This is a genomic window from Falsirhodobacter sp. alg1 (assembly GCF_000739715.2).
Taxonomy (GTDB): Bacteria; Pseudomonadota; Alphaproteobacteria; order Rhodobacterales; family Rhodobacteraceae; genus Falsirhodobacter.
In genome coordinates, this window is sequence record NZ_BBJC02000004.1 from 330495 (window position 1) to 348406 (window position 17912).

21 protein-coding genes, 1 tRNA gene, 1 other RNA gene and 1 pseudogene are annotated in these 17912 nt (G+C 60.9%); 9 read left to right on the plus strand and 15 right to left on the minus strand.

Annotated features, from left to right (window positions below):
- Positions 1-18: 18 nt before the first annotated feature.
- Together TR36_RS10045 and TR36_RS10050 are read right to left on the minus strand one after the other, a co-directional pair.
- Complete coding sequence (locus TR36_RS10045; protein WP_045391128.1) at positions 19-630, minus strand: isoprenylcysteine carboxylmethyltransferase family protein; 612 nt, start codon at positions 628-630, stop codon at positions 19-21.
- A gap of 10 nt (positions 631-640) precedes the next feature.
- Entirely contained in the window at positions 641-1198 is a 558-nt protein-coding gene (locus TR36_RS10050; RefSeq protein ID WP_045391944.1) for a tyrosine-protein phosphatase, read from the minus strand.
- Between the two features lie 110 nt (positions 1199-1308).
- Between TR36_RS10050 and TR36_RS10055 the strand changes: the two genes are divergently transcribed.
- A complete protein-coding gene (locus TR36_RS10055; RefSeq protein WP_045391125.1) occupies positions 1309-1965 on the plus strand; it encodes a response regulator transcription factor in 657 nt (218 codons plus the stop codon).
- Positions 1962-3218, plus strand: coding sequence for a histidine kinase dimerization/phospho-acceptor domain-containing protein (locus tag TR36_RS10060; RefSeq protein WP_062763141.1), 1257 nt, complete (start codon positions 1962-1964; stop codon positions 3216-3218). Before TR36_RS10055 ends, TR36_RS10060 begins: the two co-directional genes overlap by 4 nt.
- 14 nt (positions 3219-3232) lie before the next feature.
- Here TR36_RS10060 and TR36_RS10065 read toward each other — a convergent pair.
- The 3 genes from TR36_RS10065 to TR36_RS10075 form a co-directional block, all read right to left on the minus strand.
- Positions 3233-3322: transfer RNA gene (locus tag TR36_RS10065), tRNA-Ser, on the minus strand.
- A gap of 40 nt (positions 3323-3362) precedes the next feature.
- On the minus strand, positions 3363-4337 hold the full coding sequence (locus TR36_RS10070) for a phosphoribosylaminoimidazolesuccinocarboxamide synthase (RefSeq protein WP_045391118.1): 975 nt from the start codon (positions 4335-4337) through the stop codon (positions 3363-3365).
- A 47-nt stretch (positions 4338-4384) separates the two neighbouring features.
- On the minus strand, positions 4385-4837 hold the full coding sequence (locus tag TR36_RS10075; RefSeq protein WP_045391115.1) for a nucleoside deaminase: 453 nt from the start codon (positions 4835-4837) through the stop codon (positions 4385-4387).
- A 103-nt stretch (positions 4838-4940) separates the two neighbouring features.
- On the opposite strand from TR36_RS10075, the gene TR36_RS10080 reads away from it, so the two are divergent.
- On the plus strand, positions 4941-5762 hold the full coding sequence (locus TR36_RS10080; protein WP_082714915.1) for a pseudouridine synthase: 822 nt from the start codon (positions 4941-4943) through the stop codon (positions 5760-5762).
- On the opposite strand, the gene TR36_RS10085 is transcribed toward TR36_RS10080, so the two are convergent.
- Positions 5722-6306, minus strand: a complete 585-nt coding sequence (locus tag TR36_RS10085) for a flavin reductase family protein (protein ID WP_045391112.1) — start codon at positions 6304-6306, stop codon at positions 5722-5724. The two genes, TR36_RS10080 and TR36_RS10085, sit on opposite strands and share 41 nt — an antisense overlap.
- Positions 6307-6379: 73 nt before the next feature.
- Here TR36_RS10085 and TR36_RS10090 point away from each other — a divergent pair, with 73 nt between their 5' ends.
- The 4 genes from TR36_RS10090 (at position 6380) to TR36_RS10105 (ending at position 9965) form a co-directional block, all read left to right on the plus strand.
- Complete coding sequence (locus TR36_RS10090; protein WP_062763143.1) at positions 6380-6871, plus strand: GNAT family N-acetyltransferase; 492 nt, start codon at positions 6380-6382, stop codon at positions 6869-6871.
- A 158-nt stretch (positions 6872-7029) separates the two neighbouring features.
- Positions 7030-7833, plus strand: coding sequence for a 5-bromo-4-chloroindolyl phosphate hydrolysis family protein (locus TR36_RS10095; protein WP_052362611.1), 804 nt, complete (start codon positions 7030-7032; stop codon positions 7831-7833).
- 14 nt (positions 7834-7847) lie between these two features.
- Positions 7848-9017, plus strand: a complete 1170-nt coding sequence (locus TR36_RS10100; protein WP_045391104.1) for a toxic anion resistance protein — start codon at positions 7848-7850, stop codon at positions 9015-9017.
- A 3-nt stretch (positions 9018-9020) separates the two neighbouring features.
- The gene (locus TR36_RS10105) at positions 9021-9965 is read left to right on the plus strand and encodes a DUF2927 domain-containing protein (RefSeq protein ID WP_052362610.1); all 945 of its coding nucleotides are present in this window, start codon (positions 9021-9023) and stop codon (positions 9963-9965) included.
- Here TR36_RS10105 and TR36_RS10110 read toward each other — a convergent pair.
- The 3 genes from TR36_RS10110 to TR36_RS10120 form a co-directional block, all read right to left on the minus strand.
- A complete protein-coding gene (locus TR36_RS10110) occupies positions 9962-10654 on the minus strand; it encodes a metal-dependent hydrolase (RefSeq protein ID WP_062763145.1) in 693 nt (230 codons plus the stop codon). The two genes, TR36_RS10105 and TR36_RS10110, sit on opposite strands and share 4 nt — an antisense overlap.
- Positions 10655-10720: 66 nt before the next feature.
- Complete coding sequence (locus tag TR36_RS10115; RefSeq protein WP_045391098.1) at positions 10721-11506, minus strand: inositol monophosphatase family protein; 786 nt, start codon at positions 11504-11506, stop codon at positions 10721-10723.
- 31 nt (positions 11507-11537) lie between these two features.
- The gene (locus TR36_RS10120; RefSeq protein ID WP_045391095.1) at positions 11538-11867 is read right to left on the minus strand and encodes a helix-turn-helix domain-containing protein; all 330 of its coding nucleotides are present in this window, start codon (positions 11865-11867) and stop codon (positions 11538-11540) included.
- Between the two features lie 447 nt (positions 11868-12314).
- Here TR36_RS10120 and TR36_RS10125 point away from each other — a divergent pair, with 447 nt between their 5' ends.
- Entirely contained in the window at positions 12315-13091 is a 777-nt protein-coding gene (locus TR36_RS10125) for a Bax inhibitor-1/YccA family protein (protein ID WP_045391092.1), read from the plus strand.
- Between the two features lie 141 nt (positions 13092-13232).
- Here the strand turns inward: TR36_RS10125 and rpmG are convergent, their stop codons facing one another.
- On the minus strand, positions 13233-13400 hold the full coding sequence (rpmG, locus tag TR36_RS10130) for a 50S ribosomal protein L33 (RefSeq protein ID WP_018301779.1): 168 nt from the start codon (positions 13398-13400) through the stop codon (positions 13233-13235).
- 165 nt (positions 13401-13565) lie between these two features.
- On the opposite strand from rpmG, the gene TR36_RS10135 reads away from it, so the two are divergent.
- Positions 13566-14330 carry a glutaredoxin gene (locus tag TR36_RS10135; RefSeq protein ID WP_237763551.1) on the plus strand — a complete coding sequence of 255 codons (765 nt, stop codon included), beginning with the start codon at positions 13566-13568 and terminating at the stop codon, positions 14328-14330.
- Here the strand turns inward: TR36_RS10135 and rnpB are convergent.
- The 5 genes and pseudogenes from rnpB to gatC all read right to left on the minus strand — a co-directional run bounded on the left by rnpB (position 14331) and on the right by gatC (position 17908).
- An RNA gene (rnpB, locus tag TR36_RS10140) (RNase P RNA component class A) lies at positions 14331-14732 on the minus strand.
- 13 nt (positions 14733-14745) lie between these two features.
- Positions 14746-15380: pseudogene (locus tag TR36_RS10145) on the minus strand (N-acetylmuramoyl-L-alanine amidase).
- The gene (locus tag TR36_RS10150; RefSeq protein ID WP_153010537.1) at positions 15377-16108 is read right to left on the minus strand and encodes a hypothetical protein; all 732 of its coding nucleotides are present in this window, start codon (positions 16106-16108) and stop codon (positions 15377-15379) included. The pseudogene TR36_RS10145 and the gene TR36_RS10150 overlap by 4 nt, the downstream one beginning before the upstream one ends.
- Before the next feature lie 37 nt (positions 16109-16145).
- On the minus strand, positions 16146-17624 hold the full coding sequence (gatA, locus tag TR36_RS10155) for an Asp-tRNA(Asn)/Glu-tRNA(Gln) amidotransferase subunit GatA (RefSeq protein WP_062763147.1): 1479 nt from the start codon (positions 17622-17624) through the stop codon (positions 16146-16148).
- The gene (gene gatC, locus TR36_RS10160; RefSeq protein ID WP_045391087.1) at positions 17621-17908 is read right to left on the minus strand and encodes an Asp-tRNA(Asn)/Glu-tRNA(Gln) amidotransferase subunit GatC; all 288 of its coding nucleotides are present in this window, start codon (positions 17906-17908) and stop codon (positions 17621-17623) included. The genes gatA and gatC overlap by 4 nt, the downstream gene beginning before the upstream one ends.
- Positions 17909-17912 lie beyond the last annotated feature (4 nt).

The window sequence follows — 17912 nt, forward strand, 5'->3', positions numbered from 1 at the left end:
AGTGCCCGGACCTTCAGTTCATTTCAGCAGCACCGCCCCCAGCATCCCCGAAGCATGAAGCCAATTCAGGATCTGGGCCAAGGGGATCAGGCTGAGAAAGACCAATGCGTCCGCGGCATTGCGCGATAGCGTCCCGATGTCGAAGGTTACCGTTCTGGGTGTGCTGAAACGGCGCGGCGCGGGCAGCATACGCGGAACGCGTGCGGCATAATCATCGTATTGGCGCCCGAAGGTGCGACGAAGGTAATCTTCTTCACGTTGGGCGGTCAGGGACAGGATCACAAAGGCAACGGTCCCGATCATCGCGGTCAGTAGAAGGCTGCCCAGCATCAGGCCAAAGCCCACCGCCCCGATCGTGGAGAACAGATACAACGGGTGGCGGCATATCGAATAGGGGCCGTCCTGCATCACCACGGCATTCTTGCGCCCGCCGATGTAGAGGATCGCCCAGAACCGCCCCAGAACGGCTGCGACAATCGCAAGAATACCCGCGCTTTCCATCATGGTCATGGAAAGAGCATTCCACGCCGAGGCACAGAGGGCAATCGGCGGCAGTAGCGCCAGAAACGCAAGGCGCAACCCGGCGATACGGATTTTCTGGTTGAAAGGGATGGCCGGAATCGTGGTCATGGGGATGTCCTCAGGATGCATAGCCGAGCCAACCTTCCAAAGCTTCCCAGCTTTGGTCCATTGGCCAGGCGGCGGTGTAGGGAAGGGAGACATGGCCGTAGCGGATGGAAATCTGCCGTTCGGCCCTGGCCTCGTTTTCACCGAGGTCGGCCATCAGCATGGCCGAAGCGAGGCCCGTCCGGTCCGAGCCGGATTTGCAATGGATCAGCACAGGTTTCGGCGCGGCCCGCAGCAGGGCCACCAATCGGGCGGCGTCCTGCAGGGTCAGCTGCTTGCCCGCCGACATCTGAAAATCATAATGCACCAGCCCGAGCGCGGCGGCACCGGCCATTTCGCTGTCGTACCATGCTGCGCCTTCATGCGCCCCCCGCAGGTTGATGACACTGCGGAGGCCGGTTTCGGCCGTCCAGAGGGCAAGATCCTCGGCCGATGGCTGCGCCGACCGATAGGCAACGCCGGCCACGACCGGATGGAAATTGCCGCTGATCTGCAGATGCGCGAGATAGCCGCCCAGAAGGGCGACGCATAGCACGGTCAGGATTGTCAGGCGGATCATGGCAGTTTTCATGGCGGTCCTCGGTATCGGTGCCGCCTTCATCGGTTTTGATCCTGACACGAGCCTGAACGCTGTGGCGTCTGCGGGACGTTTCTTTATGTTTGCGCAAAGGGAGGCGTGCGGTGCGGATATTGCTGATCGAGGATGATGTCGGCCTTGGCACGGCAGTCCGGGACCGGATCACGGCAGATGGCCATCTGCCCGATTGGGCGCAGACATTGGCCGATGCCCGTGCATGCCTTTCCACGGTGGTCTATGATCTGGTTCTGCTGGATATGATGCTGCCGGACGGCCATGGGCTGGATCTGTTGCGAGGGCTGCGGCGCGACCGGTCCGACGTGCCTGTCATTGTCCTGACGGCGATGGACAGGATTACGGACCGTATCGACGGGCTGAACGCCGGTGCCGATGATTATCTGGTGAAGCCCTTCGATCTGGCAGAGCTTACGGCCCGTATCGGCGCCGTTGCCCGCCGGTATGCCGGTGATCCGAATCCGCATCTGATGCTCAACGAATATTCGGTGGACCTGGCCGGACGGGTTGTGCGCGGACCGGGTGGAATCGTCGATCTGGGGCAGCGGGAATGGATCATTCTTGAAACACTGCTGCAGGCACGGGGCGGGGTGGTTTCCAAATCCCGACTGGAGGATCGTTTCTATTCCTTTGATGCCGAGGTGGAGAGCAATACGATCGAGGTTTATGTCAGCCGTCTTCGCAAGAAACTGGGGCGCAACAGTATCGAAACGCTGCGCAACCTCGGGTACAGGATTCTACGATGAAAAAACCGCGCAGCCTTCGGCGTGATCTTGCGCTTGGACTTGGGGCAGGGCTGACGGCGTTGTGGATTCTGGCGATGCTGGGGGCAACCCTGATCGTGCGCGAAGAGCTGGATGAGGTTTACGACAGTTTGATGGAGCAAACGGCCGACCGCCTGCTGCCCCTTGCCGCCGATCGCGATCTGGTCGATCTGCCGCCGCAGGCCGAAGCCTTGCTGTTCTGGGCTGTTCGGGACGAAAACGGAACAATCCTGCAGCAATCAACCGGCGCATCGGCAGATATCTTTGCCGTGCCTTCGCCCGAAGGGTTCAGCACGCGGGATGATCATCGCTATTTCGTCCGCAGTACTGCGGGACGGACGCTGGATGTGGCCAGCCCGCTGAACGAAAGACGGGAGGCGGCCTGGGGCGTTCTGTCGACATTGCTGTTTCCCGCTCTGCTGCTTCTGCCTCTATGTCTGTTTGGCGTGATTGCCTTTACCAGTTACCGTTTGCGCCCGGTGCGGGCGCTGTCGGCCGAGGTGGCGGGTCGTACCCCCGATGATCTGCGCCCCTTGATGACATCCGGCCTGCAGGCCGAGTTGTTGCCCATACGGGACGAGATGAACCACCTGATGGCCAATCTGTCCAAGGCACTGCACGCCGAGCGTGCCTTCTCTGCCAATGCCGCACATGAACTGCGGACCCCGATCGCCGCCACGCTGGCCCATGTGCAACTGCTGATGTCGGAAGTGTCTTCGGGGCCAGCAGCGGATCGCGCACGCCGGATCGAGCGGGAGTTGAAGCGTGTGACGCGGCTGGTGGAAAAGCTGCTGCAACTGGCCCGTGCGGAACATCTGGTGCCGCAGGACACCGTTACCGATGTTTCCCCCATCCTCAGGCTGGTTGCGGATGATTTTCAGGTGCGTCCGCTGGTTCCCGCGGGGGCCGTGGACCTGCGGATCGATCCTGACGCCTTTGCCATCCTTGCCCGTAACCTGATCGAAAATGCGGTCTGTCATGGAACGGACGTACAGGTGTGCCTGTCACCGGACGGAACGCTTCGTGTAAGCAACGGCGGTGCGGTTGTCCCGGCGGCCACTCTGGCACAGTTGACCCGCCGATTTGAACGGGCGAATTCCCGGGCCGAAGGGTCCGGGCTTGGCTTGGCAATTGTTGCGACCATTGCCCAAGGGGCAAACCTGAAGCTGGAACTTGCCTCCCCCCGCCATGGATATGACGATGGATTCGAGGCCGTGATAAGCCCGGATCGGTAGGTTGCGGTGGCAAGTGGCGGATGGGGTGGGATTCGAACCCACGGTAGAGTTCCCCCTACGCTAGTTTTCAAGACTAGAGCCTTAAACCACTCGGCCACCCATCCGTTGGCCGAGGCATAGCAAAATACGCAGCCTAGTCCAGCCTCAACCGAACCATGGCTCCAGATTTTTGCGAATTCGCGCCAGCGGAGTACTGCCGGACGTATCGGGGACAAAGCGTGTGCCGGTAATCGTCTCGTACGCCTCGACATAGGCGGCCGAAGTGGCCGTGATCATGTCTTGCGGGATTTCGGGAATATCATCCTCATAGGGGTTGCAGCGGGCTGCGACCCAAGCGCGGATGACGTCCTTGTCAAAGCTTGAGGGGCGGGTGCCTGCCTCGAAAGCCTCGGCGTAGGACGCAGCGTGCCAATAGCGGGAACTGTCGGGGGTGTGGATCTCGTCGGCCAGCAGGATCCGGCCCTCTTCGTCCACCCCGAACTCGTATTTGGTATCGACCAGGATCAGGCCCCGATCATTGGCGATCGTTTGGCCCCGGGCAAACAGCGCCAGCGCCATTGCCGAGATCTGTTCCCACTGCGGTGCGGTCAGCAGGCCCTGGGTCAGGATCGCATCGGCATCCAGCGGCTCGTCATGACCACCGTCAAAGGCCTTGGACGTCGGGGTAATGATCGGTTTCGGCAGAACCTGATTGTCGCGCAGGCCGTCGGGCAGGGTGTGGCCATACATCTTGCGCACGCCCTGTTTGTACTGGGTCAGCACCGAGGTGCCGGTTGTACCGGCAAGATAGCCACGCACGACGATCTCGACCGGCAGGATGGTAACCTTGCGGCCGATGACCACATTGGGGTCAGGATAGGCCAGCACATGATTCGGTGCGATGTCGGCGGTTTCATCGAACCACCAGCGCGCCATCTGCGTCAGCACCTGACCTTTCCACGGAATGGCGGTCAGGATGCGATCGAATGCGGAAATACGGTCGGATGAAATCAGGATGCGGCGCGCAGGCTCGTCCCCGTCTGCGGGCAGATCGTAGCAATCGCGGACCTTGCCGAAATAGGGGTTCGGCAGTTCGTCAATGCGGGCCTCGGGCAGCACGCGGGTCATATCGAGGGTCATGGCGTTCCTCCTGTTTGCGGTCGTCATGGGTCCGGCGGTTTGTGAAGTCAACGCCGTGCTGCAAAGAAGCTGCGTAAAAGTTCTGCAGACTCGGCTTCGGCGAGGCCATCATACACTTCGGGGGCGTGGTGGCACTGGGGATGGCTGAAAACGCGGGGGCCCTGCGCAACACCGCCGGATTTCGGATCGGCGGCACCGTAATACAGGCGTGCGATGCGGGCGGCGGCAATGGTGGCGGCGCAGATCGGGCAGGGTTCCAGCGTCACATACAGCCGGTATCCGGGCAGACGTTCGGAACGGGCAAGCCTGCACCCCTCTCTGAGAACCAGAATTTCGGCATGGGCAGTCGGGTCCGACAGCTCCCGGGTGCGGTTGCCGTTCTGTGCCACCACACGGCCGGATGGATCGGTCAGGACCGCACCCACGGGAACCTCGCCCCGCAGGGCAGCGGCGCGGGCTTCGGATAATGCAAGCTGCATATGGCTGTGAAATGTGCTCATATTCCCTCATGCCGTGACGACGCCGGTCAGGCAACACCTTGCCCCGCCGCACCAACGCAAATAGTTTAGTCTGTTATGCCACGCCCAATGCGTAAGGATTACCATGACCGAGCCTAAATCCCCCCCCGCCGGAGACCGCATCGCCAAGGTGTTGTCGCGGGCCGGTGTTGCTTCGCGCCGCGAGGCCGAGCGGATGATCGAGGCCGGCATGGTTTCGGTGAACGGCAAGATGATCAGCAGCCCCGCCCTGAATGTTACAGACAGTGACCGGATCACGGTTGAAGGCAAGCCCATCAACGCCCCCGAACCGGCCCGTCTGTGGCTGTATTACAAGCCCGAAGGTCTTGTGACGTCGAACAGCGACGAAAAGGGGCGTGAGACTGTTTTTGATCACCTGCCCGAGGATATGCCCCGTGTGATGACGGTCGGGCGTCTGGATCTCAATTCCGAGGGGTTGTTGCTGCTGACGAATGACGGGGGCCTGAAGCGCAAGCTGGAACTGCCGTCCACGGGCTGGCTGCGCAAGTACCGGGTGCGGATCAAGGGTAACCCGACCGATGCGGATCTGGAACCGCTGCGGCAGGGAATCACGATCGACGGAGAGCGTTTCCAGCCGATGACCGTAACGATGGATCGCCATCAGGGGGCGAACGCATGGCTGACGGTGGGCCTGCGCGAAGGGCGGAACCGCGAGATCCGCCGCGCGGTGAACCATATCGGTCTGATTGTGAACCGCCTGATCCGCGTCAGCTACGGCCCGTTCCGGCTGAACGAGTTGAAGCCCGGAGACGTGGAGGAGGTGCGGCCGCGCGTTCTGCGCGACCAGCTTGGCCTGTCGGACCCGGTGGAAGAGGAACCGAAGGCCAAGCCACGCGGCAAGGGGCCTATTGTTCGCCGGGGCGGTTCATCTCGAACACCGCGCTGATTTCGGCAAAATCGCGATAGCCCAGACGTGACAGCGGTGTGAACCGCGTCACGTCGAAACGGCCGTCCACCATGCAGTCATCGCGCATGTGGACGCCCGTGACCTCACCGATGATCAGGGAGTTGCCGTCGCCCAAGAGGGGGGCGATCTGCGTGACGCGGCATTCCAGTGCTGCCGGGGCATTGGCGACACGCGGGCAATCGATGGTGTCGCATTCGGCCTTTTCGATCGCCAGCTGGGTGAATTCATCCGTGCCGCGTGGAAAGGCGGCCGAGGTTTCATTCATCACCTTGCCAGAGGCGGCCTCGACGATGTTCACGCAGAATACACCCGTTGCTCGCAGGGCAGCTGCGCTGTCCTTTTCGCCAGTGGTGGCGAACATCACCTGCGGCGGCACATAGGCAATGGCGTTGAAGAACGAATAGGGTGCCAGATTGTCGCCGTCCGGCCCGCGGGTGGATATCCAGCCGATCGGACGCGGAGAAACAATTGCATTGAAGGGATTGTGCGGCAAACCATGGCCGTCCTCGGGGCGATAGAACATAGCAACTCCTTATGCGTTTGCGATGGTTGTGCCCTCATGTTACCCGCGTTTCCAGCAGATTCGCGGAGGTCCCTTGTACCAGCTGGAGCAGGAAACGCCCGCCGACTGGTGGGAAGTAGAGGCGCTGTACGATCTGTGCTTTGCACCGGGCCGGACGGCGCTGTCATCATACCGATTGCGGGATGGGGTGCCCACGGTCGCCGCGCTGAGCGCGGTGCTGCGCGATCCCGAAGGGCCCGTGGCCGCCGCGATCCGCTATTGGCCGGCAGAGGTGGCGGGCCATGATGTCCTGCTGCTGGGGCCTGTCGCCGTGCATCCCACCCGTCAGGGCGAGGGGTTGGGGGCGTTTTTGATTACCGAAACCCTGCGGGAGGCCCGCAATCTGGGCTGGGACCGCGTGATGCTGGTGGGGGATGCCCCCTATTATCGCCGGTTCGGTTTCCGCAAGCTGGAGGATGTGGTGATGCCGCCCCCCACAAACCCCGACAGGGTACTGGGCGTGGCGCTGACAGCGGGCGCATGGAACGGCATTACGGGCACAGTCACCAAGGCACGCGGCGCCTGACCGCCGGTGGCACTGGCAAGGTCGGTGTGCATGCACTACCTTGAGACTCGCAATGCAATCATGAGGCTGGGGCACATGCCGGACCGCCCGTTCACCACACCCGCGTTCCTGTTGTTGATGGGAGTGTTGATCTTCGTTGCCACTGGCGGGGGGGCATAGTGCTGCCACGCCGCAAGAACATATATGACGGTCGCCGGCGTTTGCGGGGCGGAACACGCGCGCGGCTGTTGGCAATTCCGGCTGTCCTGTTTTTCCTGCACGGCTTTGGCGGCACGTCGGGGCAGATGCTGGCAGGGCTGGCCGCCGGGGGGCTGCTGTTGGGCGCATCCTGGCTGACGCGTGAGGGACTGCGGGCCGAGCTGGACTACGAAGGGCGCGAACTGGCCCGCCGTCCGTTGCCACGCAAACTGGCGGCGGCGGTTCTGGTCGGACTGGCGCTGTTCGTTGGTGGGCTGATGAATGGCCAGCCGGCATTCGGCGTGATCTTTGGCCTGATCGGGGCGGGGCTGCATATCGCGGCTTTTGGCCGTGACCCTTGGCAGGACAAGGGCGAGGGGCGCGATCTGGATCGTGTTTCGCGTGCGGTGGCCGAGGGCGAGCGCCATCTGGCCGCGATGGAAGCGTCGATTGCCCGTCTGGACGATCGGCGCCTTGCGCGGCGCGTGGCCGAATTTTCCGCAGTTGCCCGCGATCTGTTCCGCGGTGTCGAAGAGGCGCCCGAAGGGTTTTCTCCGGCACGCAAGTACCTCGGGATCTATCTGATGGGCGCACGGGACGCGACGGAGAAATTCACGGACCTGTATGCACGCCATCCGGATGCGCAGGCTCGTCACAGTTATGAGGCATTGCTGACCGATCTTGAAACGACATTTGCCAGCCGCACCGCGGCCCTGATGCAGAACGACCGCACTGATCTGGATATCGAGATCAGTGTCCTGCGCGAAAGACTTGCGCGCGAATGACGATGAGGTGAACGATGAAGACCGAAGTGGCACGGACCGCTGCTGAGCAGACCGAAGAAATCACGGCCCTTCCGGCCAACACTTTGCCCGATGCCGAGGCGGAGTCGTTGACACTGGAAACCGCACCTGCCGAAGATGCCGAGGAAATCCGCAAGCGGATGGCCGAAGTCGATATTTCGGATGCCGAATCGATCATCCGGTTCGGCGCGTCCGCGCAATCCGGCCTTCAGGAAATCAGCAGTGAAATGCTGGCGGACGTTCGCAACAAGAACCTTGGCCCTGCAGGGGACAGCCTTCGCGATATGGTTACCACCATCCGCGGGTTTTCCGTGTCGGCGCTGGATGTACGCCGTGACAAGACATTCTGGGAAAGGCTGAGCGGACGGACCGCTCCCTTTGCCAAGTTCGTTGCGCGCTACGAGCGGATCCAGCAACAACTGGATCAGGTGACCGAAGCGCTTCTGGTGCATGAACATACGCTGCTCAAGGATATCAAGTCACTGGACGTGCTGTATGACCGGACCTTGGCATTCTATCAGGAGCTGTGCCTGTATATCGCGGCAGGGGATGCGGTGATTTCCGATCTGGACGGGGATACGATCCCCGCGCAGGAGGCGGCGTTGGTCGATATGCCCGAGGATGCCAAGATGACCGGCGCACAGGCGCTGCGTGATCTGCGGGCCGCGCGCGACGATCTGGAACGGCGCGTGCACGATCTGAAGCTGACACGGCAGGTCACGATGCAGGCGCTGCCCTCCATCCGCCTTGTGCAGGAAAATGACAAGGCGCTGGTGCTCAAGATCAACTCCACGCTCGTGAACACCGTCCCCCTGTGGGAAACGCAACTTGCGCAGGCCGTGACCATCCAGCGCGGACGCGAGGCGGCGGCCTCCATTCGGGCGGCGAATGACCTGACCAATGATCTGCTGACGCAGAATGCCGATGCGATGCGATCCGCGAACCGTGAGATCCGCACCGAAATAGAGCGCGGCGCATTTGATGTGGAGGCGGTGCGTGAGGCCAATGGCAAGCTTCTGGACACGTTGAAGGAAAGCATGTCGATCACCGAAGATGCGAAGGCCCGCCGTGCCAGTGCCGAAGACAGCCTCAAGAAGATGGCGGTTGATCTGCGCGAAGGCCTTGCAGCGGTGGCCATGCCTGCCGAAGAAGCAAAGGGCTGGTAATTCATGGCGCTGCGCGGCCCGTATATCATCGGACTGGTTCTGCTGGCACTTGCCGGTTGCGCAGCCAAGGTTGTCGAAGAACCCGAGGCGGTGCCGGTCCGGCCGAAATCACGGCCTGCGGCAATTGCGGCGCCTGTGGCTCCTTCGGCCAGATCGATGGCGATCAGCCAGTATTACGCGGGCATCCAGTCCGATCTGCTAAGCCGCGGGCTGCTGCGGACCGACGGAGGCGGGGCCGATACGCCGTTTGATGACCGGGTATTGGCCGACAACTTCATACGTATCGCATTGTATGATGAATATGTCCGGGATGATCAGGGTTTCCGGCAGGTGGAAACGCCGGGCCGTCTGCGCCGTTGGACCAAGCCCGTGCGGGTCGGTCTGGTGTTTGGCCCGTCACTCTCTGCGCAGGCCCGCGCGATCGAACGGGCGCGGGTGGGGTCCTATCTTGCGCGTCTGTCACGGCTGACGGGGCATCAGATCGGATTGGCGCCGGATCATACGAACTTCAACATCTTTATCGTGAACGAGGATGAGAGGCTGGGGCTGGGGACCGCCATTCAGAAGGCCGCGCCCAATCTATCCGCATCAGAGGTTGCCTCGGTCGAGAATCTGCCACGGGATACCTATTGTCTGGTTTATGCCAGCTCCAATGCGGCCAGCACCTATACCGGTGCCTTCGCCCTGATCCGTGAGGAGCATCCGACCCTGCTGAGCATGGCCTGCCTTCATGAAGAGATTGCCCAGGGACTAGGGTTGCAGAATGACAGTCCGCAGGCGCGCCCATCCATTTTCAACGATGATGACGAATTCGCGCTGCTGACCGGCATGGATGAACTGATGCTGCGTATCCTTTATGATCCGCGCCTCAGCCCCGGCATGACCGAGGCCGAAGCGCGGCCGATCGTGCAGACCATCGCCACCGAACTGATGGCAAGCGCCAGTTAGATCGTGATCGGAACCAGCACCTCGGGTTCGATGACATTCACATCCGGCAAGGCATCGATCAGCGGCTGTGCCGATTGGGCCAGCGCCGGGAATGTCTTGTAGTGGCAGGGAATGACGGTCTTGAAATTGAAGTAGCGTTTGGCGGCATAGGCCGCACGCTCCATGTCCATGGTATAGAAGCCGCCACAGGCCAGAATGCCGATGTCGGGTTTATGGTAATCCCCCATCCAATCCATATCGGCCATGATGTCGGTATCACCGGACAGATAGATCACATGGCCGTCGCCCGCGATCATGTAACCCGATTCGGTTCCGGCATAGATCGGATGCGACTGCCCGCCGATTGAAGATGAATGAACGGCATTCACCATCGTGACCTTTGCCCCGTTCAGATCCACGGTGCCGCCCTTGTTGAAGCCGATTCCCTCAATCCCCTCCTGTTCGGACCACCAGCCGACCAGATCGGCAATCCCGACGATGGGAAGGTTCTTTTCCTTGGCCAGGGCCAAGGCATCGGCTGTGTGGTCGCCATGGCCATGCGTAATCAACAGATGGGTGACGCCTGCCGTCACCTCATCCTTGCGATCCTGCGGAAAGGAAGGGTTGCCGCTGAACCACGGGTCGATCAGCAGAACCGCGTTTTCGATTTCCAGCCGGAATCCGGCATGGCCAAGCCAGGTGATCTTCATCAGTGGTACCTCATTTGCAATCTCAGATTGCTAGCTAGGAACCCCTGTCCGAAAGGAAAGGGCGGCCTAGCTGTTCAGCAGTGCCATCGCGGCAGCGTGAACCTCGGGGTTGGCTGCAGCAAGGATTTGTCCGCCCTGTGCCGCGTCATTGCCCTGCCAGTCAGTTACCACGCCGCCTGCGGCCCGGATCACGGCAATCGGGGCCTGGACATCATAGGGCTGAAGCCCGGCCTCGATCACCAGATCGATCTGGCCTGCCGCCAGCAAGGCATATGCGTAGCAATCCATGCCGTAACGCACCAGCCGCACCCGGTTTGCAACCGCACGGAAGGCGCGCAATTCATCCGCCGTCCCGATTTCGGGGAAGGTGGACATCAGCAGCGCCTGTTCCAGCGGCCGGGGCGCGCGGGTTTTGAGTGGCGTTGTCCGATCAGCCTGCGACATGCGCGACAGGCCAAAACCGCCCTCGAACCGCTCACCGGTATAAGGCTGGTCTATGATGCCGTATTGTGGCCCGTTCTCGTTGCTGACTGCGATCAGCACACCCCATGTCGGGGCACCGCACAGAAACGCACGTGTGCCATCCACGGGGTCCAGCACCCATGTCATGCCGCTGGTGCCTGCGGAATTGCCCCATTCCTCGCCCAGCACCGCGTCATTCGGACGGCGGGCCGACAGGATTTCGCGCATCTGCCGCTCTGCCTCGCGGTCCGCAACCGTGACCGGATCGAAAGCCGATGCGGATTTGTTGTCCGCTGTCAGGTCCGCGCGACGGAAATACGAAAGCGTGACACGTCTTGCCGTATCGGCAAGGGCGTGGGCGGTGGCGATGATGTCATCTTGATCGGTCATGCTGTTCGCTATCCGGTCAGACGGCCGCCCGTCAAGATACGCTGGAAAGGCTGCGGGCCAGATCGAACAGCTTGGCCCGTTTCTGTTGGGGAATGCTACCGAGCAATTGCATCAGTTCGGTTGCGCCCGTATCCGCAGGATGGGGATCTGGGAGGCCGGTAAAGAAAGTCAGCAGCGGCACATCCAGGACCTTTGCGATATCCCACAGCCGTGACGCGCTGACGCGATTGGCGCCAGATTCGTACTTCTGGATCTGCTGGGGCTTTATGCCCACGGCTTCGGCCAGTTTCTGCTGTGTCATACCTACGGCGCAGCGGTGATGACGGATGCTTTTTCCGACGTGCTGGTCAACTGCATGCATCGCATTGGCTCCGTTTGGCTGGTTTCGGGCGTGAACCGCGCCGGTCCTGAAGGGCGGGGTGCGGATTGAACTCGGGGGCTCCCGTTAGGGGTATTCGTGGCAAGGCTCCAGCCGCGCTGCGAAACGCGTGCGATCGGAAGGTGCCGCAAGCTTCATGCAACATTGTTATCCGCATAGCGTCCATCAAAATATATTCCGGAAATTGACGCGCGCTTATGGCCTAAGTGGCTGGTTTTGCTGGTTTGCGGCATTTCGCGGGTCTTTGGGGTCGTAATATGGCCGTTGAGGGGCATTACACCGGCTTTTGCCGCTTTTTGCATGCGACGAAACGACACTGGGCCTACGCCCGATGCGCCTTGAAAATCATGGCATCCTTACCGATATCTGACATAATCCGGTCGTACCCGTTCGGGTCTCGCGGCCCGGCAGAGATTTACGGAGGTTTAGATGGCTCAATATCAGACGGCTGGCATACGTGCCGGTACGCGCGCGGGCGAAATTGATCAGGGGCTGCGCGCCCACATGAACAAGGTCTACGGCGTCATGTCGATCGGCATGCTGCTTACCGGTGCAGCCGCTTGGGCGATCGCGGGCCTTGCCACGACCAATGACCCGTCGCTGGCTGTGGCCCAGATGGGCAATGGGCAATACCTGACATCCATCGGTTCGGCGCTTTATCTGTCGCCGCTGAAATGGGTGATCATGTTCGCCCCGCTTGCGATGGTATTCGCATTCGGCGCCCTGCTGAACAAGATGTCGACCGCCACGGCGCAACTGTTCTTCTACGGCTACGCCGCTATGATGGGCCTTTCGTTGTCGTCGATCTTTCTGGTCTTCACCGGCGCTTCAATTGCGCAAACGTTCCTTGTGACGTCGATCGCCTTTGCCGGCCTGTCGCTGTATGGTTACACCACCAAGCGCAACCTGACGGGCATGGGCACATTCCTGATGATGGGGATGATCGGCCTGTTCGTGGCGATGATCGTCAACATCTTCCTGCAATCGCCGGCGCTGATGTTTGCCATCTCGGCAATCGGTGTGTTGATCTTTGCAGGCCTGACAGCTTATGACACGCAGAACATCAAGAACACCTACATCCAGCATGCGCAGATGGGTGACACCGAATGGCTGGGCAAGGCCGCCATCTTGGGCGCGCTGCAGCTCTACCTCGACTTCATCAACATGTTCATGTTCCTGCTGCAGTTCATGGGCAATCGCGAATAATCGCGCCCCGATCCGAATGACGGAAACCGGCCGAAAGGCCGGTTTTTTTTATACCTGCTTTCCCGGGGGCAGGGACCTGCAAGAAAAAAGCCCCGACCTAAATGGGACGAGGCTTTGATCAGAAAAAGAGAGGTGCCGATCTTACTTGATCTTGCCTTCTTTGTATTCAACGTGCTCGCGCTTTACGGGGTCGTATTTGCGAACGGTCATCTTCTCGGTCATGGTGCGGGCGTTCTTCTTGGTCACATAGAAGTGCCCGGTGCCCGCCGTCGAGTTCAGACGGATCTTGATCGTCGTCGGCTTCGCCATAGTCATCTCCACTTCATCGGAGGAAACGGCGCCTCCGGGTAAATCCTGAATGCTGCCTTTTACCCGCGCGCGGGCCAGAGTCAACTACTACTGACACTTTGAGGCAAAACTTCTTGCTGCGAGGATATCCTTCCTTACATTGATACCCAGAAAGGCAGGTACGGCATGAGCACAATTCCAATGGCGCACGAGGAATCCCGACGGAAGGCGATCATCTACCGGATGATAATGCCAGGCCACATCTGTCCGTTCGGGCTGAAATCGAAGGCATTGCTGGAACGGCACAATTACGAGGTCGAAGATCATCCCCTGACCAATCGCAAAGAGGTTGATGCCATCAAGTCACGTTACGGGGTGAAGACGACACCACAGATCGTGATCGGGGATGAACGGATCGGCGGCTATTCCGAGCTTTGCGCCTTTCTTGGGACGCCATTGCCCGCACGTGACGAGCTGACGTACCGCCCTGTCATGGCGCTGTTCGCCGTGGCCGCCCTGATGGCCCTGGCGGCCCGCTGGTACGCAGGGGACATCAGCTTTGGCGGCTGGTTGCACTGGGCCGTCGGATTTTCGATGTGTCTGCTGGGCATGCAGAAGCTTCAGGATATCGAATCCTTTACTACAAGCTTTCTCAATTACGACCTGCTTGCCCGCCGCTGGGTAGGCTATGCCTATATCTACCCCTTTGCAGAAACGATCGCGGGCCTGCTGATGATCACGGGCGTGCTGTTGTGGGTATCCATCCCTGTTGCCCTGTTCATCGGGCTGGTCGGTGCCTTTTCGGTCTATCAGGCCGTATATGTGGAAAAACGAGAGCTGAAATGTGCCTGCGTTGGCGGCAACAGCAATGTGCCGCTTGGCTCTGTCTCGTTGATTGAAAACCTGATGATGGTTTTCATGGCCCTCTGGATGCTGACCTGGGTAATCTGAATGCGCGGATGGCCTGTAAGCCGGATTTTGTTCCGGGGCCCGGATTTACGGCTTCCCCTTCGATGACCATTCATCTGGTCCCGCCGTTACCGGCGGGATCGTGCTGCCAACCCGGACCTCTGGGCTGAGGCGTCCCTGTCTGCGGTTTCTGCCGGAGCAGACCTTCAGACGCGAGGTCCCTATTCGGCATTGCTCCGGGCGGGGCTTGCCATGCCAGTCCGGTTGCCCGTCCTGCGGTGGGCTCTTACCCCACCGTTTCACCATCACCCCGACAAGCGGGGCAGTCTTTTCTCTGTGGCGCTTTCCCTCGGGTTACCCCGGCCGGGTGTTACCCGGCGCCCTTGCCTCATGGAGTCCGGACTTTCCTCGAAGGTTGCCCCCCGCGGTCATCCGGCCATCCGCGCAAGCATGGGCGCTATGCGATGGGGCGGGCCGCGTCAAGGCCTGCCGCTAGCGAACGGTCGATATCATCAGCTGGACCGCTGGCATTCGGCCTGAAGCGAAGCCGGAAGGCAGCCAGCGTATCGGGCGTATCCGGATAGCCTATGCGGGCCAGATCGGTTGCCAGATTGCCAGGCACGGCAGGTTCGGGCCAGACCGATAGCCCTTGCAAAGCCAGCCTGCGCCAGTCGAACCGGGGGCCGGGGTCTATCTTGCGCCCGGGCGCCATGTCCGAATGCGCAATCACACCTGCGGGTGGAATGGACCAGCGATGGAGGATGCCTTGCAGCAGCTTCTCCAGAGCGTTCATCTGCGGTTCGGGAAAGGGGACCGGCCGTTATTCGCCAGCTCGATCCCAATAGAGCGGGAATTGATATCATCCTGCCCCTGCCAGCTGCCTGCGCCGGCATGCCATGCCCGCAGATGCTCGGGCACAAGGGCCACGGCCTCGCCGTTCTCGGCGATCAGCCAATGCGCAGATACCTCATACGCAGGATCACACAGACGCTCCTGTGCTGCCTGTGCGGTAGCCATGGCGGTATAGTGGATCACGACGAGTTCGGGCCGCAAACCATTGCGGCGCGGCCCGTAATTTGGCGAAAGAATCAGCGTGATGCGGCGCGGAAAGGCGCCGGATCCCATGCGCAGGCATAGCCATCGCCATCGGGATCAAGATTTTCACGGTCACGATCCGGGCCACCGCTGGCCAGAAACGCGATCTGCGCCTGATCCGGGGTGCCGTATTTCGCGCATTGCTTTTGCGAATCGCTGAATTTCAACGATGAGCGGCTGTACATCTGTTGCCCGCGCGGGTTGCTGGTCTGCAGGGCGTAGGAAACGATATTCGGGCCGTCATCATTGGGGCGCGCAGGAATGGCCGTGGGCTGGACCTGAACGTATTGCGATTTGTTCTGCTCGATGAAGGCCTTGTCTTCCGCGATGTTCCGCTCGGCACTGACGGCTTCGAAGCTGTTTTCGTTCGAAATATTGGTATGGCCAGCCACGTTCACCATCTCTCCCGTATCATGGGCGATGTTGTTCGGGGCGTTGCCGCGCGGACGCTCACCCGCAGGATAGACCGTTGTGGATGTTGCCGATGTGGCTGTGGTTGTGGCCTGTGACGTGCCGGCCGAATTGATCGCGGCCAGTGCGCCTTCGGTCGTGAAGGTCTGCTGTGTCGTGCCTTCGGTCTGATAGCCCTGCGGAACCGGGTTCTGCGGAATGCTGCCCGACTGGCTCTGCATATAGGACTGATAGCTGCTGTCAGGCACAGCCGGCGCGCAGGCTGCGAGGCCTGCAAAGGTAATTACCGCAAAACTGATACGCACAGCAGACATATTCCGATTGACCATCTGTAAGATTACCCTGACGCCGTTACCACCATTTGGCAGGTTTGGCTACAAACCCGGCAGCACGCTCCAACACGTAGGCGTGATTGAGCAATTCGCCTTCTTCCCACGGTTTGCCGATCAGTTGCAGCCCCATCGGCAACCCGGATTTGTCCAAGCCCACGGGAACAGTAACGCCCGGAAGCCCGGCAAGGTTCACCGTAACCGTGAAGACATCGTTCAAATACATCTCGACCGGGTCCGAGCTGGCCATTGCGCCCAATTCGAAGGCAGGCGATGGCGTGGCAGGGGCCAGAATTGCATCCACCCCATCAGCGAATGCCAGTTCGAAATCACGCTTGATCAGGGCGCGGACCTTGCGTGCCTTGTTGTAGTAGGCATCGTAGAAGCCCGCGGACAGAACATAGGCGCCAACCATAACGCGCCGCTGCACCTCGGCACCAAAACCTTGTGCGCGGGTTTTTTCGTACATGTCGGCAATGCCGTCACCGGCATCCAGCTCGGCGCGGTGGCCGTAGCGAACGCCGTCATACCGCGCAAGGTTCGAAGATGCCTCGGCCGGGGCGATGATGTAATAGGCGGGCAGGGCGTATTTTGTATGGGGCAGGGAGATATCGACGATCTTCGCGCCCGCGTCCCGCAGCATTTCAGTACCGCGGTTCCAAAGCTGCTCTACTTCGGATGACATGCCATCCAGCCGGTATTCACGTGGAATGCCGATGGTCTTGCCACGGATATCACCCGTCAGGGCCGCTTCGAAATCCGGAACGGGCAGGTCGGCGCTGGTGGAATCCTTGGCGTCATGGCCCGCCATCGCCTGCAGGAAGATAGCCGCATCCCGAACGGATTTGGTCATCGGGCCTGCCTGGTCAAGGCTGGAGGCGTAGGCAACGATCCCGTAGCGCGATACGCGGCCATAGGTCGGCTTGATCCCGACAATACCGGTAAAGGCAGCAGGCTGACGGATGGAGCCGCCTGTATCGGTGCCCGTGGCCGCGATGCACAGATCACCCGCCACGGCCGAGGCGGAACCGCCGGAAGAGCCGCCGGGGGTGCGCTTGGCCTCGTCAATCTTCCACGGGTTCACCGCAGGGCCGTAGGCGCTGTTTTCATTGCTGCTGCCCATGGCGAACTCGTCCATGTTCAGTTTGCCCAGCATGACCGCACCGGCCTCGAACAGGCGCGAGGTTACGGTGGAATCATATTCCGGGCGGAATCCTTTGAGGATATTGGACGCGGCCTGCGTCGGCACATCCTTTACGCAGAACAGATCCTTGATCCCCAGTGGAATGCCGCAAAGCGAAGGCGCGTCGCCCGCTGCCAGGCGTGCATCCGCGGCCTTGGCCTGATCCAGCGCCAGCTCGGGTGTCTTGTGGACGAAGGCGTTCAGGCCCGCGCCAGCTTCCATCGCGGCAATGCAGGTTTCAGTCAGCTCGACCGCAGTCATCTCGCGGGAACGAAGCGCCTTGCGCGCGGCATCGATCGTCAGGGTGTTCGCGGTCATTCCACCACCTTCGGCACAGCAAAGAAACCCTCGCGGGCATCGGGAGCGTTGGACAGGATCTTGGCCGGCATTTCACCGTCCGTCACGACATCTGCGCGGCGCTTCAGGCGCATGGGCGTGACCGAGGTCATCGGCTCCACGCCCTCTACGTCCACCTCGTTCAACTGTTCCATCATTGCAAGCATGGTGCTGAGTTCGCTGGCAAGGGCAGGCAGATCGCCTTCATCCACACGGATGCGGGCCAGATGGGCCGCCTTGCGGGCGGTCTTGATGTCGATCGACATAAGG